This is a genomic window from Cognataquiflexum nitidum (assembly GCF_022538055.1).
Taxonomy (GTDB): Bacteria; Bacteroidota; Bacteroidia; order Cytophagales; family Cyclobacteriaceae; genus Cognataquiflexum; species Cognataquiflexum nitidum.
In genome coordinates, this window is sequence record NZ_JAKZAM010000011.1 from 19,135 (window position 1) to 43,868 (window position 24,734).

The 24,734-nt window shown below is 38.7% G+C and carries 21 protein-coding genes; 8 read left to right on the forward strand and 13 right to left on the reverse strand.

Annotation, left to right across the window (positions count from 1 at the left end; all coding sequences use genetic code 11):
• Positions 1-143: 143 nt before the first annotated feature.
• Positions 144-320, forward strand: coding sequence for a hypothetical protein (locus MMU07_RS09170; protein WP_198669865.1), 177 nt, complete (start codon positions 144-146; stop codon positions 318-320).
• Between the two features lie 298 nt (positions 321-618).
• Here MMU07_RS09170 and MMU07_RS09175 read toward each other — a convergent pair whose 3' ends face one another.
• Positions 619-837: a hypothetical protein gene (locus MMU07_RS09175; protein ID WP_241125570.1), complete on the reverse strand. Its 219-nt coding sequence runs from the start codon at positions 835-837 to the stop codon at positions 619-621.
• A gap of 58 nt (positions 838-895) precedes the next feature.
• On the opposite strand from MMU07_RS09175, the gene MMU07_RS09180 reads away from it, so the two are divergent.
• The 5 genes from MMU07_RS09180 (at position 896) to MMU07_RS09200 (ending at position 8,546) form a co-directional block, all read left to right on the forward strand.
• The gene (locus MMU07_RS09180; RefSeq protein WP_241125571.1) at positions 896-1,558 is read left to right on the forward strand and encodes a pseudouridine synthase; all 663 of its coding nucleotides are present in this window, start codon (positions 896-898) and stop codon (positions 1,556-1,558) included.
• Between the two features lie 371 nt (positions 1,559-1,929).
• The gene (locus MMU07_RS09185; protein ID WP_241125572.1) at positions 1,930-2,901 is read left to right on the forward strand and encodes an AAA family ATPase; all 972 of its coding nucleotides are present in this window, start codon (positions 1,930-1,932) and stop codon (positions 2,899-2,901) included.
• A gap of 190 nt (positions 2,902-3,091) precedes the next feature.
• Complete coding sequence (locus MMU07_RS09190) at positions 3,092-5,914, forward strand: TonB-dependent receptor (protein WP_241125573.1); 2,823 nt, start codon at positions 3,092-3,094, stop codon at positions 5,912-5,914.
• A 24-nt stretch (positions 5,915-5,938) separates the two neighbouring features.
• Positions 5,939-7,927 (forward strand): Ig-like domain repeat protein, encoded by a 1,989-nt coding sequence (locus MMU07_RS09195; protein ID WP_241125574.1) that lies wholly within the window; start codon positions 5,939-5,941, stop codon positions 7,925-7,927.
• 67 nt (positions 7,928-7,994) lie between these two features.
• The gene (locus MMU07_RS09200) at positions 7,995-8,546 is read left to right on the forward strand and encodes a hypothetical protein (protein WP_241125575.1); all 552 of its coding nucleotides are present in this window, start codon (positions 7,995-7,997) and stop codon (positions 8,544-8,546) included.
• Between the two features lie 195 nt (positions 8,547-8,741).
• On the opposite strand, the gene MMU07_RS09205 is transcribed toward MMU07_RS09200, so the two are convergent.
• The gene (locus tag MMU07_RS09205; RefSeq protein WP_241125576.1) at positions 8,742-10,985 is read right to left on the reverse strand and encodes a TonB-dependent receptor family protein; all 2,244 of its coding nucleotides are present in this window, start codon (positions 10,983-10,985) and stop codon (positions 8,742-8,744) included.
• A gap of 456 nt (positions 10,986-11,441) precedes the next feature.
• Positions 11,442-11,597 (reverse strand): hypothetical protein, encoded by a 156-nt coding sequence (locus MMU07_RS09210; protein WP_241125577.1) that lies wholly within the window; start codon positions 11,595-11,597, stop codon positions 11,442-11,444.
• Positions 11,598-12,684: 1,087 nt separating this feature from the next.
• On the opposite strand from MMU07_RS09210, the gene MMU07_RS09215 reads away from it, so the two are divergent.
• The gene (locus MMU07_RS09215; RefSeq protein WP_241125578.1) at positions 12,685-13,482 is read left to right on the forward strand and encodes a cation efflux transmembrane domain-containing protein; all 798 of its coding nucleotides are present in this window, start codon (positions 12,685-12,687) and stop codon (positions 13,480-13,482) included.
• A 159-nt stretch (positions 13,483-13,641) separates the two neighbouring features.
• On the opposite strand, the gene MMU07_RS09220 is transcribed toward MMU07_RS09215, so the two are convergent.
• From MMU07_RS09220 to MMU07_RS09265, 10 genes are all read right to left on the reverse strand, one after another.
• On the reverse strand, positions 13,642-14,919 hold the full coding sequence (locus MMU07_RS09220; RefSeq protein ID WP_241125579.1) for a protein-disulfide reductase DsbD family protein: 1,278 nt from the start codon (positions 14,917-14,919) through the stop codon (positions 13,642-13,644).
• A 17-nt stretch (positions 14,920-14,936) separates the two neighbouring features.
• Entirely contained in the window at positions 14,937-15,692 is a 756-nt protein-coding gene (locus tag MMU07_RS09225) for a low molecular weight phosphatase family protein (RefSeq protein WP_241125580.1), read from the reverse strand.
• 433 nt (positions 15,693-16,125) lie between these two features.
• Positions 16,126-16,917 carry a subclass B1 metallo-beta-lactamase gene (gene bla, locus MMU07_RS09230; RefSeq protein WP_241125581.1) on the reverse strand — a complete coding sequence of 264 codons (792 nt, stop codon included), beginning with the start codon at positions 16,915-16,917 and terminating at the stop codon, positions 16,126-16,128.
• A gap of 76 nt (positions 16,918-16,993) precedes the next feature.
• Positions 16,994-17,257, reverse strand: a complete 264-nt coding sequence (locus tag MMU07_RS09235; protein WP_255737314.1) for a Txe/YoeB family addiction module toxin — start codon at positions 17,255-17,257, stop codon at positions 16,994-16,996.
• The gene (locus MMU07_RS09240; RefSeq protein ID WP_241125582.1) at positions 17,254-17,508 is read right to left on the reverse strand and encodes a type II toxin-antitoxin system Phd/YefM family antitoxin; all 255 of its coding nucleotides are present in this window, start codon (positions 17,506-17,508) and stop codon (positions 17,254-17,256) included. The genes MMU07_RS09235 and MMU07_RS09240 overlap by 4 nt, the downstream gene beginning before the upstream one ends.
• A 305-nt stretch (positions 17,509-17,813) precedes the next feature.
• Complete coding sequence (locus tag MMU07_RS09245; protein WP_241125583.1) at positions 17,814-18,293, reverse strand: GNAT family N-acetyltransferase; 480 nt, start codon at positions 18,291-18,293, stop codon at positions 17,814-17,816.
• A 45-nt stretch (positions 18,294-18,338) separates the two neighbouring features.
• Positions 18,339-18,695, reverse strand: a complete 357-nt coding sequence (locus MMU07_RS09250) for a hypothetical protein (RefSeq protein WP_241125584.1) — start codon at positions 18,693-18,695, stop codon at positions 18,339-18,341.
• Positions 18,696-18,942: 247 nt separating this feature from the next.
• Complete coding sequence (locus MMU07_RS09255) at positions 18,943-19,704, reverse strand: hypothetical protein (RefSeq protein ID WP_241125585.1); 762 nt, start codon at positions 19,702-19,704, stop codon at positions 18,943-18,945.
• 149 nt (positions 19,705-19,853) lie between these two features.
• Positions 19,854-20,894, reverse strand: a complete 1,041-nt coding sequence (locus MMU07_RS09260) for a hypothetical protein (protein ID WP_241125586.1) — start codon at positions 20,892-20,894, stop codon at positions 19,854-19,856.
• Between the two features lie 136 nt (positions 20,895-21,030).
• The gene (locus MMU07_RS09265; protein ID WP_241125587.1) at positions 21,031-22,329 is read right to left on the reverse strand and encodes a UDP-N-acetylmuramoyl-tripeptide--D-alanyl-D-alanine ligase; all 1,299 of its coding nucleotides are present in this window, start codon (positions 22,327-22,329) and stop codon (positions 21,031-21,033) included.
• 292 nt (positions 22,330-22,621) lie between these two features.
• On the opposite strand from MMU07_RS09265, the gene MMU07_RS09270 reads away from it, so the two are divergent.
• Positions 22,622-24,733, forward strand: a complete 2,112-nt coding sequence (locus MMU07_RS09270) for a T9SS type A sorting domain-containing protein (RefSeq protein ID WP_241125588.1) — start codon at positions 22,622-22,624, stop codon at positions 24,731-24,733.
• Position 24,734 lies beyond the last annotated feature (1 nt).

Genomic DNA, 24,734 nt, shown 5'->3' on the forward strand with positions numbered 1-24,734 from the left:
AGTTTTGAAAACCCAATGGCAACAAATTTTACGTGGGATTCAATTTTGTAGGAATAAAAATTATAGCAAAGGCTTCCATGCACTTACAAAAAATAAAGAACTTTTTTATATTGGATGCTGTAACCACTTAAATCCATTTGAAAATGACAACTGAACAAAAATCTGCCATCGAACAGGAAATAGACAACCTGAAAGGCACCCTCACCGGCAACATGTTCCAAGACATGGAAGCCCGTGACCAAATCCACAACCTCGAAATGCAACTCAAAGGCGTGAAGCCTATGGACAGCCATTTTGACTGCATCGGTTGCGGAAGCTGATATTATTCTAGATTTAGATTGATAGGGTTTTGTCTGTTGTCCCAAAAAAGCATCAGATAAACCCTTTTTTTATCCTCATCTATTTTATAAAACAGCGTCGTGTTTTTGTGTAAAAAACCATGTCTGACATTGGGACGTGGTTCAAATTTTTTGAAAATATTAGGAGATTTTTGAATTACTTCAATAAAAATTTTCTGTCCTTACAATAAAGACTTCCAATGCTTTTTCGCCAAAAAAATTATATATATAATCGCAAATTTCTCCAAAAGTCAATTTTGCTTTGTTTGTCCAGATAATCTCATAATCCATATTTTTCCCAGATCTGATCCATTACCATATTATGCGATGAGGTTTTCCCTTCCAAAATTTCTTTTTCAGCGATATCTAGCATTTGGTTGATATAAGTCAATTCACCATCATCAGGGCTTTTTTCGAAGTCATAATCCTTGCTTTCTAAAAAATCTGTCAGGATTTTTTCTTCCTCTGAGGTTTTGATTTTTACCAAGATGGATTTCATAATTGTAATTTAAACTGAAATGGATTTCACTAATACCTGTAATTTGCCAAATAATTTTATGCCAAACAACAGATACTTCGTCCTTTATAAGCCCTTTGGGATCCTTAGCCAATTCAGCGGTGAGGAGGATACCTTGAAGAAAGTGGCCAATTTTCCTTCGGAAGTTTACCCTGTCGGTCGCTTGGACAAAGACAGTGAAGGACTCCTCTTAATTACAGATGACAAATCGCTAAATCACTACCTGCTTGATCCGAAATTCGGTCATCTGAGGTCATATCTTGCCCAAGTGGAGGGAATACCGACTGAGGAGGCGATACGCCACCTCCAGTCCGGGACTGAAATCAATGTTGACGGAAAGATGTACAAAACCAAAAAAGCCTTTGCCAAAATCCTCACTGAACTTCCATTACTCCCGGATCGAAATCCTCCGATCAGGTATAGAAAATCTGTGCCCGATTCTTGGATCCAATTGACATTGACCGAAGGAAAAAACAGGCAGGTACGTAAAATGACTGCGGCTGTTGGTTTTCCAACGCTGCGTTTGGTCAGGTGGTCTATGGAGAATTTGACGATCGAAGGTTTTGCTTCAGGAGAAGTCAGGGAGTTTGAAAAAGAGGAGATTTACAGAATGCTTAAAATCAAAACAAATAGGTTTGAAAAGGGGGTTAATTTGGATTCCGGTAAAACTTTTTCCAGACCTTCCGTAAAAAGAAAGAAGTGACCATAACTGGAATTTACCATACAAGAACTTACTTTTTTGGCCTCAAACCACCTAACCCGGATTGATTCCAATTGTAGCGGTCATTGGCTGTTGACCGTGGTCTATGGACTGATTACCATTTATCAATAAGTAAAAAGCATTAATTGGGATAAAGGGTATTTTGTTATAATTTAGCCCGATTATTAGACACAAGACGTGAGACACAAGATTCAAGACAGATTTGTCAGAAGTTTAGAATTTGTCTAAGAATCGGGTTGAGCGTGAGTAATATTTCAATTTATATCTACTTTATATCAACCGTATTTCTATTTGAAGAATTGGACGATAGACTAATAACCATTATCAAATAACAAATAACAATTTTCCAAAACATGCATCAGCAGAAGATTCAGCAAGTTATAGATGAAGTAAGAAAAGTGGTCGTGGGACAGGACAGGATGGTCAACAGGCTTTTGATCGGGCTTTTTACCAACGGCCATATTTTGTTGGAAGGTGTGCCGGGATTGGCAAAGACCCTGACTGTAAATACCCTGGCAAAAGTATTGCACTTAGATTTTAAAAGAATCCAATTTACGCCGGATTTATTGCCATCTGACCTTGTAGGTACGATGATTTACAACCAACAGGAGGCAAGTTTCCAGGTTAAAAAAGGGCCGATTTTTTCTAATATCATTTTAGCTGATGAGGTCAACCGTTCTCCGGCAAAGGTCCAATCCGCACTTTTGGAAGCCATGCAGGAAAAGCAGGTAACCATTGGGGAGACGACTTATCAGTTGGACAGACCTTTTTTGGTGCTTGCCACCCAAAACCCTGTGGACCAGGAAGGAACTTATCCGCTACCTGAAGCACAGGTGGATAGGTTTATGATGAAGGTGCACATTGATTATCCTTCCAAAGCGGATGAAATGGAAGTTATGCGAAGAATGGCCAATATGCATTTCGTTTCTGAAGTAAATGCAGTTCTTTCCAAAGAAGATATTTTTGCGATCCGCGCAATGATCAATGATGTGAAAATCGCTGAGCCTTTGGAGAACTATATCATTGAATTGGTTTTTGCCACCAGATTCCCTGAAAAGTACGGCTTGAAGGATGAAGCCAAATACATTCAGTTCGGTGTTTCCCCAAGAGCTAGCATCAACCTCAACCTTGCTGCGAGGGCGATGGCATTTATGGAAGGCCGGGATTATGTACTTCCCGAGGACATCAAAGCCATAGCAGAAGATGTGCTGAATCACAGGATAATCCTCAATTATGAAGCGGAAGCCGACAATGTGAGCACGCGGGATCTGGTGAAAATTTTCTTGGAAAAGATTCCTATTAACAAATCCGTAACATTGAAATAATAGAATCCCGATATTTAATTCGGTTTTATTCGATTTAGGCTTTGAGCAGCCATTACAATATTAAAAAATTGTGATGGCTGTCTTTTTTTATTCTTCCCTTGTTAATGATTTGATAATTTTTGAGAAGCTACCAATTAACATTGGTAAGTGAAATTTGTGCCGTTAAAAATGCTGTACAAATAACACCTAAATGAAAAAAATACTAATTCTATTGAGCCTTTTTTGGGCAGTATCCTCAACCTTGATGGCTCAAACGGCATCAGTAAAAGGGATAATTTATGATGAGAAGCTAAATGAAACAGTTGTTGGAGCTAACGTTAGAATAGAAGGTACAACTATTGGAGCTGTATCTGATATTGACGGATCTTTTGAACTAAAAAATGTTCCTTCTGGACCACAAATTTTAATCGTTTCATTTATTACATATTCCACAGAAAAATTAGAGATTATAGTTCCCCAATCAGGAAGTATATCTGTAGACGTTAATTTGAAAGAAGACATTTCTGAACTTGATATTGTAACTGTAACTGCTGTAAGAGAAACTGCTTCAGATATCAGCATATTAAGAGATATCAAAGAAAGCATTCAAGTTGTCAGTGGAATTTCAGCTGAATCAATTAAAAAAACACTTGACAGCGATGCATCTCAAGTGGTAAAAAGAATACCGGGAGTAACTGTTGTTCAGGATCGTTTTATTGTAATCAGGGGATTAAACGAAAGGTATAATACGACCCAATTACACAATATCAACACACCAAGTATGGAACCTGATGTAAGGTCTTTTTCATTAGATGTTGTTCCGAGTAACATTGTTGATAAGATTCTTATTTACAAAAGTCCTTCTCCTGAATTACCGGGAGATTTTTCAGGAGGTATGGTAAAAATCTTTACAAAAGGAATTCCTGATGGTACTTCTACAACTCTTGATGTTTCAACAGGATTTAGGCAAGGAACTTCCTTAAGAAATTTTAGAGCTGAGGAGAGAAGGAGTAATCATTGGATTGGCTCAAATGATGGAAATAACAATTTACCATCAGGTTTTCCAGAAAGATTGACAAGTTTACCGGCCAATGAAATAGATCAAGCAGGACGATCACTTCCAAATAATTGGCAAGAACAAACTTATGGGTCAGGGCTTGATTCTAGAGTTGCACTTACCCATTACTTCAGAAAGGATATTGGTAAAAAAGGGATGCAGATCGGAAATACTACCAGTGTTCAATATTCTAATTCCAAAACTATTTTTAGTGTAGAGAATAACGCCTTTGAAGCTTTTGATTTTGGAGAAAACACCCAAAAACTGAGGTATGCTTTTAATGATGTCGAGTTCGGTCAAGAAATTATGAATGGCCTCATATTCAACTGGGCTTGGAAAATTAATGACAAAAATGTTATCGAACTTAAAAATTTGTATGAGAGATTAACTACATATGATTTTATCGATCGATTTGGAGATCAAGTAGCACAGGGTTTCAGACAAAATAACTTTGCTTTTTTCAACGAGTACAGAGGTATTTATTCTGGACAATTGGTAGGAACTCATAAGATTTTTCAGGAAACGGGCAAAATTGATTGGGCCGGTGGTTATGGCTTGTCATACAATGACCTCCCGGATTACAGAAGATATAGAAAGAATGTTGTTGACTCTGAAACAGGAGAATCAGTGCTTTTCATTCCAAGAGGTCAGACTCCTGATTTTCTTGGGAAATTTTACTCTAGTATGAGAGAAAATATTTATTCTGCGGCATTCAATTATGAACAAAAGTTCAATGAAAATAATAGTACTAATTTTAAACCGATTTTAAAAACAGGTTTTTATTTCGAAAATAGGGAAAGAAATTTTGAAGCGAGAAACTTAGGTTACAGTAGAGGTACTAATTTTGATGAAGATTTAACTCAACTTGAAATTGGAGAGCTTTTTGATGAGAAAAATATAAATAGCGTTACAGGTATTAGGTTGGGTGAAAATTTTTCAACTAGTAATTTTTATTCCGCAACCAACGAATTAAGAGCTTATTACCTGTCAATGAATATTCCTTTTGGCAAATTCAATTTGTCAGGAGGAGTTAGAATTGAAGACAATGTCCAGACCCTCAAAAGCCCTGAAAGGTTTCAGGTTGGAACAGACACGCCCCCAATTGAGCCTGTGATTATCGATCAGGTAGATATCCTTCCATCTGTTACCTTAGCTTATAATATTAATAACAAAATGGTTTTAAAAGGTGTATATGGCAAAACACTGAATAGACCAGAATTCAGAGAAATTGCTCCGTTTGGATTCTTTGATTTTATATTTGATGCCACAGTTACAGGTTACACTTTCCTAAGAAATGCCAGCATTCAAAATTATGACCTTCGATGGGAATGGTATCCTAGTTTGACTGAAACAGTATCATTTGCATTTTTTTATAAGGACTTTACTGACCCAATTGAATCATTATACGGGAACTTTGGTAGTGAGCAATCCACTTTCCTTTTCAGAAATACCGAAAGGGCTTTTGCAAGAGGAGTGGAAATTGATATCAGAAAGTCAATGGCGAATGTAATTCGGACAAAATTTTTCGGCAAAGTAAGCACTTTACTAAACGTCTCAATTATAGACAGTGAAGTTACATTAGGTGAGGATCTAGCACAGTTACTTCGGGCAAAAGATAGGCCTCTTCAAGGTCAATCAAACTTCATTGTCAATACAGGACTTTTTTACGATGATGATTTAAAAGCCCTTCAAATCAATCTTAACTATAATGTGATTGGTAAAAGGATTTTATTGGTAGGTGCCGGTGCCATTCCTGATACCTATGAAATGCCAAGGAACGTATTAGACCTTTCTGTTCGAAAAGGGCTAACAAAAAAATTGTTTCTAAAGGCAGGTATCAGAGATATTTTCAATCAAGAGTTTTTATTACTACAGGATGGAAATGAGGATGGGGTTTTCGATAGAAAGAATGACCAGATTTTCAGAAGATTCAAACCCGGTAGACAGTATTCATTAGGGCTTTCATACGAATTTTAACAATTAACTTAATTTATTACTATTATGAAAAAAAACAGATTTGGTAGGTTCTTTGGCGAAAAGCTAGGTCTACTTTCATTAGCCACATTCGTGGCATTTGCTTTCACAGTGATGTCTTGCGGAGAGGATCCTGTGCCAGTTATTGGTGCTCCTCCAACGGTAACTGCATCTCCTACCTCAGCAGCTGGAGTGATTGGTGCTGCTGTAAGTACTCAAGTAACAATCAGTGCCCCAGAAGGAGCTACCACTTTAACTATTTTGAAAAATGGTGCTCCTGATGCTGCCTATCCTCCTGTTTCCTTGTCGGGTACTACCGCAACTTACGCTTTTACCTATACTATTGAATCAACCCTTTCAGCAGGAAACACGGTTAATTTCACTTTTGTTGCTCAGGATACAAGAGACAGATCTTCGGCTCCAACCACATTCGCGGTAACAGTCTCCGCTAATCCTCCTAAGGCAAGAGTTCAGGTGGGTGGCGTTTCATTGCTTCCTGGATATGATGAGCATATTGTAGGTGTTGCAGTCGCTGGTCTTGAAGGTACTTATATCCAAAACAGGAATGTTACTTTAACCGCCGATAAAGATTATTTTCTAATTGGATTTGTGAGAGTAGGTCCAATCCCTACAGCTGGCCAAACTCCACAAAATGACGATGGCAGAACTGAAGGTGTTTTGACTATTCAGCCAGGTACCACCGTATTTGGTGATTTGGCAACAAAAGGGACTCTTGTTATTCAAAGAGGTGGAAAATTGATCGCTGAAGGCGAGGTTAATAAGCCAATTGTATTTACTTCAATAAGAAGACCAGGTGAAAGAACTCCAGGTGATTGGGGTGGCGTCGTTCTTTGCGGAAGAGCAAGAAACAATGAAGGGCCTAATGTACAGCTAGAGGGCGGATATGGTGCTTGGCATGGTGGTACAAACGATGCTGATGATAGTGGAGTGATGAAATATGTTAGAATTGAGTGGGCAGGTATTCCAATCAATCCAAATGAAGAAGTTAATACCCTTACAATGGGTAGCGTGGGTAGAACTACTGAAATCGAGTATGTTCAAGCTTCTTTTGGCCTAGATGATCAGTTCGAGTGGTTTGGTGGAACAGTTGATGGTCGTCATTTGATCGCTTATAGAGGTTTGGATGATGACTTTGATGTTGATTTGGGCCATAGCGGTAACATCCAGTTTGCAATTGGTATCCGTGATGCCAAAGATGCTGACCAGTCTGGTTCCAACGGATTTGAAGTCGACAATAACGGTAGTGGTGAATTGAGAGAGCCATTCACTTCATCTGTATTCTCGAATGTAACTATAATTGGTCCTAAGAAATTAAGGGAAACTTCTATCTCATCCGAATTTCAGCATGGTGCGCAACTTAGAAGAAGCAGCAAATTGAGGATTTATAACTCAATAATTACAGGTTACCCAATGGGTATTTTCATTGATGGTAATGGATCTACTTCATTTGCACAAAATGATGAACTTCAATTAAGAAATGTTATCCTTGCAGGTGTTAAAGGCTGGGGAGGTAATGGCTTTGGTAAAGCATTCAACGAAAATAGAGCTTGGGACAACCAAAGTGCTATTAACTCGGCTAGTTTTCCTGATTTGCCTGCAGCTGGATTACCTTTCTTAGATGCGAATGGGAATGCCAGACCAAATCACCCTGGATCTGAACCTAGGGGTCATTCAATAAGATGGACAGTTCAAGCATTTGATGCTAGAGCTTGGTTCAATACTCCTGCATATGGAAATAAGTTCTTTGGTGCATGGGATGAAATTGGAATCAGCCCATCAGTATTTGATTTGGGTACCCCTACTTTCACGGTAGTAGCTGCGAGTGCTGCTGCAACAGGTGGAAAATGGGATAACGTACCTTTTGTACAATCAAGCACTAAAAGTCAGTGGTTTGGAGCTTTTGAGCAAGTTCCTTTTGCAGGTGCATTTGGTACTTCTGAAGATTGGACTCAAGGTTGGGCCAATTTCAGCAGAAATACTGTTTACAGAGACTAATATTTAAATTTGTAAAACTTAAGGCCAAGTTAGAATTGTCTAACTTGGCCTTTTAAATTGTTAATGAATGAAGATTTCAATTATTGCCTTTATCGCTATTTTGATTGTAACCCTTAGCTGTAACAGACAACAAAATAAATATGATATTGGGAGCTATTATGAAAAGGAAGCTCAAGACACATTGATGGCAAATATTATTACTTATATATATAAGGTCCCAAGAGGAGCTGACCCCAAAAGAAAGCATGACTTGGAATATAGGTCTCTTTATGTAAAACAACTTGAATCTTTCAAGTTCATTAAATATCACATTGATCTGGAAGATAGTACGCATTTTTTTTACCTGATAAGACCTGCAAGAAATGTAAGTGGATTTAAAAGGGGCGTACTTGGAAAATTTAAGGTTGATGATTCATTAAACCTTTTGGATTTTGAAGAAATAGCCAATACTCCCATGATATCTGAGAAGGAAATTTTAGAAAATGGGGAATACCTTTGGAATGACCTGATGCATTTCGGTAATGTTGATAGATATTTTTTAAATAAAAAATACATTGAATTTCCTGATGAGAGGTCTAGGTATGATAAAAATACCCATCAATGGACTTATGAAAAATGAACTTTGGAATTAAATGAATTCATATTTGCATGATTAAATCAAAATCCCTTCAATTTGATAAAAAATACCCTATTTACGGTATTTCATGTTATTTCATCCTTTTGTAAATTTGGATCAAATAGCATTTTTCCACGGTTTTTTTGATACGGTTTAAGGGGATAATAAAAATTCATTTTTTATCCCCTTATTTTTTTGTCAATATCTCAATCCGACTTTCATTCCTCCATAAAAATTGATTCCTGGCGCAGGCTGGAAAAACCTATTGGCAAATGCGTTTAGGTCATTTCCAAGACTGTACTGTTCATCCAATAAATTGTCAACGCCTCCGTATGCTTCGACATCCCAACGGCTACCTAAAGTTCTTCGCCATCCTATACGGCTACCGAGGAGGTTGTAGGTTTCTTGAAAAACCGTATTGGCATCATTTAAAGGAATCTCGTCTACATATTGGTGGGTGAAATTTAGATAAAATCCCGGCTTGGTGCGGACATCAAGGATATTGACCAGGGTATTGGGTGCGACTCCTGTAAGTTGGTTTCCTGAAAAATCATTGCCTCCGCTTTCATATTCTCCAAAACTGAAATAATGTCCGGTGAAGGCGTGGTTCAACTTGATTTCCTGAAAGAATGCATTTTGGTTTCGGACCAAAACATAATCAAGACTTGCCTCTATTCCTTTCTGATCGGTTTGGCCTGCATTTCTGAAAAGTACAACACCCTGTTCATTGGTGAAGGAAGTGATGGTCTGATCAAGCTGGAAATAGAATGCCGTCACATCTACATTGAATATTCCGAACTTTCCCCTGTACCCGGCTTCATAATTGATACCCCGCTCGGCCTCCAAGTCCAAATTGATACTTCCCTCGTTGGTGCGTACTTCAGCTATTGTGGGAGGAGAAAATCCCGAACTGATGCTACCATGGATTCCTGACCATTCATTGACTTTGTAGACCAAGGCGATTCTCGGGATGATTACGGGATCAAAGGTTTTGGTATTGTTGCTTGGCTCATTTGGTCCGGCGTCGATGGCCCTATTGATGTCATACCGGCCAAAGTTTTCGCTCAGACCAAAAGTCATGAGGATTTTGGGAGTCCATTCAATTTCAAATTGCTGGAATAAAAATGCCTGTGTACTCATCAGGTCATCAGAAAATCTGATCGTATCAGCCTTTCCCTGTCTGTTGCCAAAGTTCTGGGCCATGGTTTTACCATATTGGTATTCAGCTCCTGCAATGATTTTTACTGGGAAGGATCCCCATTTGTCATCGAAATTAAACTTTGTCCGGCCTCCATAACTGAAGGCTGTCTCCCGCTTGTAATCAAGAATAAATGGGTTTTCAAATTCTGTATTGTTCATATACAACGCAGTGGAATTGTCCCATTTTCTACCCAATTCAATCTGATGCGATAGCGTTCCGTACAATGTTTTTTGGGCAATGGAACTGTTTTGGTCTACCGAACCAGGTCGTGCCTGAGTCCTATCTGCCTCCACCTGTGCGGGATTCAAGGCTCCGGGAATCTGGTAATTCAGGTCTGAATAAAGTATCTGTGCAGAGAGCGTCTGCTTATCAGAAGGCTTGGTATGCATGGACAATTGAAAAACCTGCCTGTCAGTAGCACTGTGTTGGCGGTAACCGTCCGATTTTTGAGAAACATAAGAAGCGCTGATACCACCATTTCCTACCTTCTGATCGATGCCAATCCTATAACGGAGCAAACCAAAATCCCCAATGCCAAAGTCTGTGGAAAGGTAATTTTCAGTTACAGTTTTGCGGCTTGACATGCTGATTACGCCGCCGTTTCCCGCACCGTAGATGCTTCCCGCGGGACCTTTGATGATTTCGGCATTCTGAATGTTGGACATATCGAGAAGATTCAGGGCCGTCGTCCCATCCGGAGAGGTAAAAGGAATGTCATTCCAATATACCTTGACATTGCGGACGCCAAAGGGTGAACGGAGAGAACTTCCCCTGATAGATATCCTGTAACTTGCCGGTGCCCTTTGCTCCACCCTAATGCCGGGTTTGGTATTGAAGGCACTCAGGATCGAGTTCTCATTGAAACGGTAAAGCTCATTTTCCAAAACCGTGCTGATCGCTCCTGCCTGATGAACGATTGGTCTTTCCGATTCAAATCCCGTCACAATCACCTCCGAAAGTGACGTGGTAACGGGAATCATTTCTAGCGTTATTGATTCATTTGGTGCAGCTGAAACAGACATCGGTTCATAGCTGATATGCAAAAAAGTCAGGATTACGGGATTTTTCAGGTCGATATCTACCTGCCCGTTTTCATCAGTCACCAGATTGGTTTGTCCCTGTATCTTGACCAAAACACCGGAAATAGGCACTTTGCTGTTTTTGTCCAAGGTGGTGATTTTGGTTTGGGCAGAGAGAAAAAGCGGGAAAATGCAAGAAAGAACAGAAATCCAGAGTTTCATTTGATCGATAAGTTATTGTCCAATTTAATCACAAATGACAAGGATTTGTTCAAATGATTTGATAAGTGGAGAAATTGTTATCCTGCTTCTCCTGAAGCTGGATATTTTTTTAAACGCAATGGGCACCAAGGTTTTGCAAAGGGTCGCAAAGGGAATTAATTTTTTTTACCACTGAGGACGCTGAGGGCACAGAGAAAATGAGAGGGAGGAGAAAAGACCCCAAAGTGGTCTAAACTTGAATAGCCCTGGGTTTCAACCCGGGCATTAAAAAATGAACGATGCTAGGTCAATCCTTAAGGGGTTGAATGAATCTGAAAATGGTAGGTTGAATTTCAATTTAATGGTTCAATCTTCCCTGTTTTTGGCGGAAACCCAAACTCAATATTTGAATTTTCTCGGCCAAAAATCGGCATTGTCTTGTTCTTCTTGTCCCCGAGTTTCGTTCTTCACTCGGGGCTACCAATATTTGACCAATACGTGGTCGGTCATCGCTACTGCGCCGCCAATGTTTGTGTCTCCAAAAACATTATTCTTTTTTTCTCCTTTTCCTCTAGGTCTCTGTGGTGAGTATTTTTTTATTTCTTTGGCTAAAGCCCAAATGCCGATTTTCATCTTTTCAACCACCAGCTAAAGCAGTCGGCAATCACAACCAAGGGAAGGCAGCTACTGAATTTTGTTACCAACCCTGAAGGGGTTGCATATTTATAGAAAAACCAATGAAGTTTGAGGCCAACCCTGAAGGGGTTGAATATTCAATCAATATCTACCCAACGAATAAAATATATTGGCTAACCTTCCCTGTTTTTGGCGGAATCCTTAATTCTCAATTTGTATGGTTTTGGCCAAAACCGGAATCGCTGATCTCCTTTTGATCCCTTTGAGATCATTCACCGCCAAAGTTTGTGTCTCCACAAACATTACTAATTCTTTTTGGCTAAAGCCCAAATGCCGATTTTCATCTTTTCAACCACCAGCTAAAGCAGGTGGCAATCACAACCAAGGGAAGGCAGCTACTGAATTTTGTTACCAACCCTGAAGGGGTTGCATATTTATAGAAAAACCAATGAAGTTTGAGGCCAACCCTGAAGGGGTTGAATATTCAATCAATATCTACCCAACGAATAAAATATATTGGCTAACCTTCCCTGTTTTTGGCGGAATCCTTAATTCTCAATTTGTATGGTTTTGGCCAAAACCGGAATCGCTGATCTCCTTTTGATCCCTTTGAGATCATTCACCGCCAATGTTTGTGTCTCCACAAACATTACTAATTCTTTTTGGCTAAAGCCCAAATGCCGATTTTCATTTTTTCAACCACCAGCTAAAGCAGGTGGCAATTCAGCTAAAGCAGATAGCAATTAACCATTGAAACGCTCCTACTGAATTTCATTCTGAATTATTCATTCTTTTCGAATAACGCAAGTGGAGATTAGATCTTCTCTGTTTTTAGCGGAAACCTTAATCCAAAATTTTAACATCCTCGACCAAAAACCGGAATCGCATTTTCTTTTCTGACCTCTTTTGGAGAATGTTATTCCTCCAAAATCAGAATTACCAAAAACTTTCCATAAAACTCCAAAAATTCCCAAATTGAAACCAAATCGACCGATTAGTGTATAAACTCTATAGCAAGACGATGGAGGAGATTAGGATAGTGTAAGGGAAGAGTAAAAGATAACCAATGTAGTTTTGATTACCTATGCAAAAAACAACCTTTAGGATTTCAAAAATGGACTGTCCATCCGAAGAACAAATGATTCGGATGAAACTTAGTGACTTGACCAATATCAAATCCTTGGACTTTGATATTCCAAACAGGCAACTCACTGTTTTTCACACCGAAAATTATGAACAAATATTCCAAAAACTTGACAGCTTGCAGTTTGAAACCACTGTTGTCGATAGTAAGGAAGCCGGAAATTATTCTGGGGCAACTGTTGATACTGACAAGGAAAGAAAATTGCTTTGGGCAGTTTTAATCATCAATTTGTCGTTTTTTGTCCTAGAGATGGTCACCGGAATCTTTGCAGACTCAATGGGTTTGGTAGCGGATAGTTTGGATATGCTCGCTGATGGAATCGTTTACGGTCTGGCATTATTCGCTGTGGGAGGTACTATTGTCCTAAAGAAAAACATTGCAAAGTTTGCAGGATACTTTCAGATTGTCCTGGCTGCGATTGGGTTTATAGAAGTCATCAGGAGATTTATTGGAATTGAAAAGATGCCGGACTTTTTGTTAATGATGGTAGTTTCATTTTTTGCTTTGATCGCCAATGCTGTCTGTCTGTATTTACTTCAAAAAGGGAAAAGTAAGGAAGCACATATGCAGGCAAGTATGATTTTCACTTCAAACGACATCATCATCAATCTCGGAGTAATATTGGCAGGTGCCTTGGTTTTCTTGACTAATTCAAAATATCCTGATCTCCTGATTGGAATAATTGTTTTTGGAATCGTGGGAAGGGGAGCATTTAATATACTCAAGCTATCAAAATAGTAATACCCCCGCCATGAATTGAAAAAAACATCGATGATGACTGTCTGCTTGCGACTATTAATTTTAAATTTTATCCAAATCCCCGATCGGAATAAATTTAAAATGAAAATCTAGCTGAACTAATTTTCAGCAATTCAAGCAGGAATCAAACTCTTGAATTTATTCCAAAAATAGAATCATTTCCTCTGTTTTGGTAAAGTCACTGGTCTTGTACAATATATTCCCTGAGGCATCGGTGATCAAAAAGAAAGGGATGCCGATTTTGAGTTCTGGGAATCTGGGGTCATTTCTGTACTTGTCAAATTCAGAAGAGGTATCGTACACTTTATATAACACAGCATTCTGCAGGGCAGCATTCAACTGTTCGTCCTTTTGTGTTTTCTCCTGGAAAGCCTTGCAATTGGTACACCAATCTGCATGGAAATCCACAAATACCAATTTCCCGGTTTCTCCTGCTTTGCTGTAAGCATTTTCCTTGTTGAGATGCCAAGTCAGTTCTCCTTTTTGTTCGGTGTTTTCAGATGCGGAATTTGAGGCAGTCATGTTGTTTCCAACGCCAACCTGACTTGGCAATACATTGGCAGCCATGGTCAGAAAACCAATTACGCCTAGAAGAGAATACAAAGCGGTTTTGGTTTTTTCTTGTTTGGTCTTTTGGACTGACTGGATCTGAAAAATTGCAAACACAAAAAGAATGGCTCCAATGATGGTATAATTTGCCATTTGGTCGCTAAAACCTAATCCATTAAGTCCTTTGACAAAATATCCGATCGCAAAATAGCCAATCAAGATTGCAAATACCCATTGAATAGCCATCATCCATTTTCCGCTTTTTGGTAGATTCATTCCAAAAACACCTAAAAGCAGAACCGGAATTCCGACACCCAAACCAAAAAGCATCATTTTGAATGCTGCTCCCAGTGTCAATCCAAAAGTGGTTTCAGAAGCTCCTGAAGCAATGGCAATGAGGATACTGACCACAATTGGTCCCACGCAAGCGGAGGACAAAAGACCCGCTCCTGCACCCATGATTAAGGTGCCTCCCAATCCATTTTTTTCGCTTTCGACCTGACCTCCAAAAAACGGGAGGTGAAGCAAATCTACCGTTGCCAAAGCCATTGCAAACAACAGCAAGCCAATGCTCAAATTAGCAAAAGGCAATTGCAAAACCTGATTGAAAGCGCCTCCTGTCAAAGCTGCTATAATGCCAAACCCAAAATAGATGAAAGCCAAACCCGCATAGTAAGTTAGGGGATGGGCAAATTTTCCCAGATTGCTTTTTCTGTTTCTGAGAAAATTGACAGTCAGGGGATATACAGGATAGACACAAGGCAGAAGGCTAGCTAAAACACCACCCAAAAAGAGAAATAGGTATGCACTTGGCCCTGAACTGATAGCTAGTTGGTCAGAGACCCAACGGTTAATTTGATCAAACATGAATCGAAAACGAGAATTTATGCTTTGACTTTTGACATTATGAAAAACATTTCAGTGGCTATCTGACGACATCTTTCATCGTAGGCTGCTTGTTCCTGAGGTGTTCCATCAAAATCCTTTGGATCCTCGTAAGGGATAGGAGACCTCATGGATGCACCTGGTATGAAAGGGCAATTTTTATCTGCTTCTGAGCAAGTCATGATCGCCACAAAATTTTCCTGAGGATTGGATGGATTGTCATAAATCTTAGAAAAGCATTCCATTTTTGGGCCATTATCCGCAAATCTTACCTGATAATTTGGATTAGATCCTCCGGGATTTTCTACCGTAAACCCTGCCCTTTCAATGGCCGCTACTGCCCTCGGGTTGAATGCTGTAGTTTCGGTACCTCCCGAAAAAGTAAATATGTTGTCAGCTATGCCGTAGTAATTTGCGGCTGTTGCAGCCCACAATTGGCTCATATGACTTCTTCTACTATTGTGTGTACAGATAAAAATGAGGTTTGCTGCTTCTCCTGAATTTTTTTTGGTTTGGATGTAGAGCGCAAGTTTTTGAAGTTCTTTTTTCCTTTCCTCAGATATATTTTCCATTTCTGCTTGAATACTTTCGATGTATTGGTTTAGGACAGGATACATCGCTGGCGAATCTAAGTTTGTTGAAATGGCGGGAGTGCTTTTTTCGTCATTCGATACTTCTTCTGTTTTTGTATTCTTTTCCGAGGAACAACTCCCCATAATTGACAAAAACAAAACAGAAATGAATAGTCTTTTCATAGTTGTAGGCAAACGTTATTACATATTTAATCTATATATCGCAATATTACGAGATAATAATAACATGGCAACTTCAATTGTGTTAACATTAGGTTAATTTTGGATTGATTCAATCTTCATTTAGAAGGTTTAGTAAGGCTCAAAAAGTGATTTGCATCTAATTAGGATGGTTTTTGGAATGCAATAGTCTGTTAAAATACCTGTTAGATTCGTTGTTTATTTCATTCACAAACTTGTTGGCGAATTCGGGACTTACTTCCTTTTCGTAAAAATGATAAATTTCATCAAATTTGGCATCTGCGAATTCCGACCAAATAAGCTTAAATTCCTGTATCCGTATAAAAGTTCGGAGCTACTTTTAAATCTACCATTATTGAAATCAGATTCCGATTGGTCAATCCGGATGTCCGAATTGACTATGATTTCTAACCCATCAATTGGTTTCAGTTAATTTTTTATCACCAAAATGTCTTGTGTTAAATAACTTGATTGTGTAATCAAGCAAGCTGCGGTCGCCGTGATTTCCGTGTCCTGGGACAACAATTTCTACAGCTGGAAATCTTTTTTTAATATCCTCCACGGTACTTGACCAAATCTCCACATTTGCATCTCCCAAGAATCCTTTGCTTGCGTTCATTTCTTTGATCAAACACCCTCCAAACATTACGTTTTCACTTGGAAAATATCCCACGATGTTGTCTCTAGTATGTCCTTCTCCAAAATACCGGGCCATGATAATTTCATTCCCCACACTTAGGGTAAGAGAATCGCTGAAGCCATTTTGGGGGATGACAAAATCATTTTCCTTGGCAAGTGCTATTGTTTTCACATGTGCGTAAGAAGGGATGTTGTGGTCATTAAATGCCTGAAGACCGGCAAGACAATCATTATGGAAATGGGTTGGAATAATGGCATTTACCTTACAATTCAGCTCCCGATTTACCCATCTGATCAGTTCTTCGGAGCTTTCATTATTGGTGGGGGTGTCAAAAATGATGGTTTCTTTGCTATTTCTAACAATCAGCCCGTTGCAGGGAACGTTTCCAAAATCATTTGTCTGCAAAAATGAGGTATGCACAAAAGAATTCGGGGCAACTTGGGTAATAATCAAATCTTTGGATTTGTAAACTTCTTTAGGACTGAAGGCATCTTGTTGTTGCGCGTTACAACTTACAATGGTAAATAAAATTACAAGTACCAAAAGGCCTTTTATGGTGGTTTTCATGCTATCCGTAATTTGTTGTTTTCTAGTTTCCTATTGGATGGAATGGCTTGTCTTTTTTAAAAAAATTAAGCTTTCATTACTTTTCGTAATGGTATCTGCATCCGTAAATTAATATTTCTCCATTACGATATTGATATACCAACCTGTGCTCTAAATCAATTCTTCTTGACCAAAAAACAGCCAAGTCATATTTTAATGCTTCAGGTTTGCCTATCCCTTCAAAAGGGGATCTTTGAATATCCTTGATCAAATCATTGATTTTTTTCAACATTTTCTTATCCTCTTTTTGCCATGAAACGTAATCTTCCCAAGCATTTTTAGAAAATGTAATCCGAATCATTCTTCGATCAAATCATGTGAAACAGTATTCCCTTCTTTCATTTGTCTAATCGATTCAAATAACCGGTCCGCATTGGCCTTTGAACTTAACAAATGGACAGTCTCCATGATCGAATTGTATTCATCGAGCGATATTACAACGGTTCCTTTTCCAGTCTTTCGTTTGACAATAAGGGTCTCATTGTTATCCTCTACATCATCTAGATATTTTTTTAATTGAGTTCTAAATTCTGAAAAGTTAGCGGCTATCATAATCTTTGTTGTTATTAATTAAGTACAAATATAAGTACTTATTAAATTTGATGCAATCAATGTGTCAAAAGATGGATTTTGATAAAAATGAATAGAGCTATTTTTTTAAAATATAATCCAATGTTGTTTAGTTAGGGAAGATTCGATAAACTTTTCCAAAGTTCGGAATAGATGTTTTAAGATTATCATGGTCTTGTCCCAACTTTGGAAAAGGTTTTCATAACGCAACAGCTTATCTAAACGATATTGAAATAAAATCCATCAATCCATCTATACTCCTGCGCAAGCTTCCTTTGGTGATAGGATTACTTCACGGTTAATTTGTAGATCTTGGAGTTTTTGTCAGGAAAAACATAGCCATCGGGTAAGTTTTGTTTGTCTGATTGGACAAACCCGTTTCGCTCGTAAAACTGATGTGAGGCAGTTGCTACTGCAGGTGTATCAAGCCAAATGGTTTGAAAACCCTTCATTTTTGCCTCTTCAAATAATGTGTCGAAAAGTTTTTGGGCAATACTTAATTCTCTCCCCCTCAACTCTTTCTTAACAAACATTTTTCTCAGCACTGCATTGTGTGCATCTATTTTTTGGAGGCCTATAGTGCCTACAATTTCGTTTTGGCTTTTAGCTGTCCAAAAACCACCGTCACGATAGAAATGTGCAATATCAATAAGATCAGGTTGGTCCATTTCTGAAAAACCTAAAAGGAATTCGTTATTCTGAATGTTCAGAACAAAATCTTTAACCTCTTTTTGGTCATTCAATTGAAAGCTTTCTATGGGGATCATTTGGTTCTTATAGCTCACGGCCGTTTACTCGATTACCGCTGTTCATTATTTTTCTTTTCCAAGTTCCTCATTTAGGAAGTCAAAAGGTAAAAACCTATCACGACTTACCGAAAAGTGATTAAAAATCCATTCCGTCAGTGATTCAAAATCTACAGTTTGATGCATTCTTTTACCATACATATCATCAGGCTCAACATATGGGAAATCATAAATATTTTCAATCCCTTCTTTTCTGTCGTCAAACACTTCATGAAAATCTACACAATATTCCTCTTCGTTAAGATATAATGAAATCCACTTCAATGTCGAAAAATCATCGCTTTTTGTAAAACCAATAAATTGCTCTATGGTCTTACCTTTATTAATCATTGGTTTGATTTGTTCAAAGTCTAAGTAATTCATATTAATCAAAATTATGCCATTCATGTCCACATCCGCGATAGCGGGCTGTATTTAGACTATTCAAACGATCACCCAAACGGAAGGTATTTCTTGCTAAATTGAATTGCAAATTCTACTAAATAAAAAGGTGTAGGTACAATCTACACCTAGCGGGGGCGCACCTCGCTAACTTAACGGCTGGCGAGGCCGTCTACTCGATTGTAAACAGTGTTTATATTTTCCACACAATTAACTTAAAATTTTTCTGTTAGAATTCACCATATTTATAAACTAAGAATAATAGAGTTCCATATATTAAAATTAAATTTAAAGTAACAAAGAGAATGCGTTTGAATATTGTCAATTCAAACGCTTTTGAGTTCCAAACGATTACCAATATGTGAAATGCCACAAAAAAGAATTGTTCAATTTTATTATTGTCAAGTACTAAGCTCAAAAATATTGATATTGGCACAAAAATTATTATCCATAAGCTTACATTATAAAGATTCAAAATTAGATGTTCAAATAAATTTTTCTTGAATTGTATGTATAATAAAAAACTTGAAAAAGTTAATAAGAGAATATTAGTTAATAAAACAACAAATTGTGAAGAAATATTACTTGATACAACAATACCCAAAAATTCATTTGCTATTGAATAGTGTAATAAAAGAAACAAGGATGCTATTGTAAAGAATTTTCCAGGGCTAAAATAAAACTTTCTAAAACCATTCCAATAGTTAGTTGGCAGTGTTTTAGGTTGATTAACCGCTACTTTTATATTTTTGAAAAAAGAACTTTCAAGAGAAAAAACACTATCAAACAAATCTATAAATATTGTTCTGAAGTTAACTCTCTTATCTTTGAAGTATTGACCACAATTCGGGCAATAATTTTCTTCAATTTCGTTTTTGCAAACAGAACATCTCATAAATTTATTTCTATTTTTGGTTTTTCTAGCATTGTTTACCCCACCTTGGTGTAGTTTAGCGATTGATAGTGGACTGGGTGGGATTTGTAATTCCACCGTTTTATCTTAACCAATTTGCAATTGGCCTATTCAACCAAACACCCAAACGAAAGGTAATTCTTGCTGAAATGAATTGCAAATTCTACTAAATAAAAAGGTGTAGATACAATCTACACCTAGCAGGGTGATGTTATGCGGTCGGCTTTTTAGTCCGCTTGATGTATCCATTGATATTTACCGTTTTTGAAAGTAATCAATCCGCCACCTGCTTCTTCTTTTCTTATTAAAATTGAGGGATTTTCAAGCATTACTTTTTTGCCTCCTATAATTTCACTGTCTTCAATTACAATTTCGTAAGTTTCTAAGTCCTTTACAAGACCCCAAAAGTCAACCCAATTAAATTCTGTCAGGTGAGCGAATTTTTCACCAAAACCAATTTTTATTACTTCATTAGTTTTTCCGTGTTCAATGATGATACCCGATGTTTTATTGTCTTTTTTGAATGTTGCCTTATCCTTATAGCCATCTCCATTAAAGTCTGCAAAAATTGGGTCGAATAAGTTTACAATAGTCAAATCTCTAAATTCACTTGAGAAGTCGGAAAGAATATGTTTTATTAAATAATTAAAATCGCCTATCATTCTTTTCTCTTCTTCAATCAGATAGTCAGCTGCATAAGATGCTCCATTATTTCCATCTTCAATTTTGTGTAAAAGCTTGCTGTTTTCAAAATAACTTCTGTCTTCAATTATTTCTGATATGTCAAAGCCGAATGCTTCTGTGTCATTATTTTCTTTCATTACTATCGTGTCGTAATAAATAGGTCTGTTGTATCTATATGACTTTTCAAAAACGAATGAAAGTTGTCCGTTCATTAAATAATATTCCGTCAACTGTTGGAAGGTCTCTCCAAAGTGTCGTGTTATAATCTTCTCCAATTGTCCGCTTTGGTAATAATACTTAGCTTCTCCGCCTTCTGTCGAATCCCAAAGTTCTTGCGTGTCAATTGACGTCCAATCCTTAATTGAATTAATTCGCTTAAAATTTTCCCTGATCGGTTTGAGTCGTTCGGTTAAGTATTCATTTACATCCAAATCTTCCTCATTGACGGTTTCTCTAAGTTGAATGGTATTTGGGGGTAAACCGTCATCAGTTTCAGTTTCTATAGCTTTGTTTTTCTCTGTCCCGCAAGAAATGAAAAAAGTGGACAAAAAAGTAAAAAGGTAGTATATCAGTTTATGATTCAAGTTGTCGTTTTTTAAGCTGCTGCATAACTTACTTATTTATATCCCAAATGCATACATACTCCACCAAAATTTAAGATTTAAAATACCTTTGGTTATTCAATTAAAGATCTTCCAATCGGGACTTAACTAGGTTCCCTCAAATAAAATCCACCAAACCTTCCAGTTTCATTCCCCTGCTTCCTTTGATCAGGATCAGGTAATCTTCGAGCTTGGAGTCCTGCAGCCAGTTTCTGAAGGAAAAAGGATCGGGGAAGTACAGGGCAGAAATCGGAGCCTTTGATAGCGCCGCCTGCACATGCTTGCCGGTAAAACAGATCTTGTCAAACTTGTATTGGCTTACCCATTCCCCAAGTTTTTGGTGTTCCGGTTCGGTATGTTCACCCAATTCGTACATATCGCCAAGGATGATCATTTTATGCTTTTTGCCGCTCATTTCCCCAAAGGTCTTAATCGCCACTTCCATGCTGGAAGGGTTGGCATTGTAGGCATCGAGGATGATGAGGTTGCTTCTTTTTTCGATCAGTTGCGAGCGCATGTTGGATGGCTGGTAGGAAACAATGCCTGCCACGGCCTGGTCCATCGGCACACCGAAGTACTTTCCAAGTGTAAGTGCAGTGGCGATGTTTCCAAAATTATAGGCACCGATCAGTGCGGAAAGGTGGATTTTATCCTCTCCTTCCACCCGGAATCTCACAAAAGGATCGGCCCCTTCGAAAGTCACTTCACAAAAATCTCCTTTCCCCGGATAAAGAATAGGATTCTCAAAGCGCTTGGCCATGTTGGAAAGGATCGGGTCTTGGCTGTTTATAAAAACGGTTCCTTTGTTTTCTCTCAGGTGTTGAAAAAGTTCGGTTTTGGTTTTGAGCACACCCTCCGGACCGCCCATTCCCTCGAGATGGGCTTTGCCGATATTAGTGATAAACCCATGGGTCGGTTCGGCGATATCGCAAAGTTCCTTGATGTCTCCCTGCTTGTTGGCGCCCATTTCTATGATCGCGATTTCGGTATCGGGGGTGATGGCGAGCAAAGTCAGGGGTACGCCGATGTGGTTATTGAGATTGCCGACAGTGGCAGAGGTTTTGAATTTTTGCTTCAGGACGGCATGCAGAAGTTCTTTGGAAGTGGTTTTGCCATTGCTTCCGGTCAGTCCGATGATCGGAATATGGAGTTGATGCCGGTGGTGGTTGGCCAGTTTTTGCAACGCCAATAGAGCATCTTCTACTAAAAAGTACCTCGGATCTCCATCCGGAATTACCCTTTGCTCCTCGACTACCACCAAGCTTGCGCCGGCTTCCAAAGCCTTTGGTGCAAAGTCGTTGGCATCGAAGTTTGGACCTTTCAGTGCAAAAAAGATATTGCCTTGGCCGATTTTTCTTGTGTCTGTGCTTACACCTGTGGATTGTAGAAAATGGGTATAAAGGGATTCGATGTTCATAAATATTTTTGTATGGCTAAAATTATATGATTATCGGGAATGTTGCCAGAAAAGTGGGTTTAAGTTAAACAAGTCCATAGTCCGTAGCAGGATCATTAGGACTTCAATTCAGGTTTTACTAATTCAACATTCAAAACGTAAAGAGATCGAAAATCCCCGAATGCCGGAAAGATGTCCGTAAATCGTAAATCAAAAATCGTAAATCCTACTTTCATTTAATAATTAAAGGAATCCCAAACATCTTATATCAAATTCATTCGTTTAATTTTAGGGCTTATACGTTTCCGTTTTGATGAGATATTTGATTCTGATTTTGTTTTTTTCCACCTGCACCTTTGTAGCGGCGCAACAGACTTTTTCTTTTGACCAAAGCAAAAAAATCATCCATGAGGGAAATGAAATCCCACTTCCATTTGCCGTCGGGATCAACGCCTCGCAATACCAGAGAATGGATGTCAATGGAGACGGAGAGGAAGAATGGGTCGTTTGGGATATCAATGCAAGAAGGGTTTTGGTTTTTGAAGAAATCGGCAGCGAGTTCAAATACCTTCCCGAAATGAGCTATTTTTTTCCCAATGACATCAACGGGTTTTTGATTTTGGCAGATTTCGATCTCGATGGGAAAAAGGATTTGTTTACCAGTAGCCCCTTTGGGATCAAGGCTTATAAAAATGTTAGTAATTCGGGAGATTTATTTCCTAAGTGGGAAGTCGCCCAAAATTTTCTCCGACTGGAAAACGGCTCCAACCTCACCGCCAATAACCTCGACATCCCCATAATCCTGGACATTGACGGCGACGGCGATTTGGATATTGCTACCTTCAATTTGGGTGATTATGTGGATTTTTACCTCAATACAAGTGTGGAAAGAAAAGGAACTGCTGATATCGATCGTTTTGCTTTTCCTGAACCTTGGTGGGGCAGGTTTGAATTTTGCGGCTGTGGGACTTTCAGCTTTGGGATAACCTGTGAAGGACTGCCTATGGGGAGGTTGGCAGATGCAGGACCAGAAAACCGAATCCTGCATACCGGCGGACATTCTATGTTGTATTCAGACTTTGATAATGATGGGGTGAGGGATTTGCTTTTGGGAAGGGATGAATGCAATACGCTTTATTTTTTGCCAAACAAAGGAACAGACCGGCAGCCATTGTTTGATGCTTTTTCCTCAGAAGTTCCGGGTTTTGGGACTTTGCCGGTATTTCCCATCTACCATGCTGCCTATCTTTGGGAAAATAGCCTGATCATCAGCAGCAATTCCTCAGCTTCAGCCGGGGTGTTCAAATCCGATTTTACAGAAAATGTATTTGAAATATCCAAAGGAAGCTCTGGATTGCCTACCCAAAGACCATTTTTGCAGTCGGACATGTTGGATTTGGGAGAAAACTCCAGGCCATACTACAAAGGCCTGACTACCTCGGGGGAGTTGGTACTCACAGCCAATTCATTATTGAATGGAAAGGTTTTGGGGATGGCTTATCGCTATTCCGTTGACGGAGACAGTTGGGAATTGATAGAAAAAGATTTTCTGGGACTATCTAACTTAGATTTTACCGACCTCCAATATTTTGATTATCTCAATGCAGCAAACCAACAAACCTTTTGGATCAGCGGGGTGGATACGGTCAATAATTCTTTGCAACGCAGGATCTTTTCAGGAAGAAATCAGGATTTTACTCAGATGCAGGAGGTTTTGATTCCCAGAACAATTGTCCGTCCTTTTGACCATTTGGAATTGTTTGTCTTTGAGGGTAAGGATTATTTGCTCTTGGCCCGTCAAACAGGTGAATTGCTGCTCTATTCTATTGATTTATCCGCTTCTCCGGTTCTTACTGTTTTGGAGGAAGATTTTTTGGGCTTTTCTGACAATCCCGGCTCCAGAAATCTCAGTGTCCATGTAATCCAAGGTCAAAAACCTTCGCTCTATGCCATCGACCAAAGAGGGATACTGTTCCATATTACCGATTTTATGAACCAAAGCGAAGGGGAGACAGTGCAAGTCTTGCTTTCTGAAAACCGGACTTCCCAAACCAAGTTTGGAAGAAACACTTGGATCACCTCACTGGCAAAACCTTTTTCGGAAGAAAGGGATTTATTATTGGGCAATACAGCAGGAGGATTGGAGTATCTGAAATATCAGGGAGAAGGCACTTTGCCGGGAGACGGGGAATTTTTGGCAAAAATCTACCCAAATCCCAACAGTGGAATTTTTAAGGTTTTGGTATCCCAATCCGGTACCGGAAGAATTGTCAACAGTTTGGGACAAATCATGGCAGAGGATATCTTGATTCCCGCAAATGTTGAACTTGAAATCCAATTGCCTTCTGCCGCGCCGGGTTTGTACATTTTCCAATTTACCAATGAAAAAGGGATCAGAATCAGCAAAAAAATGATTGTTCTTTAAT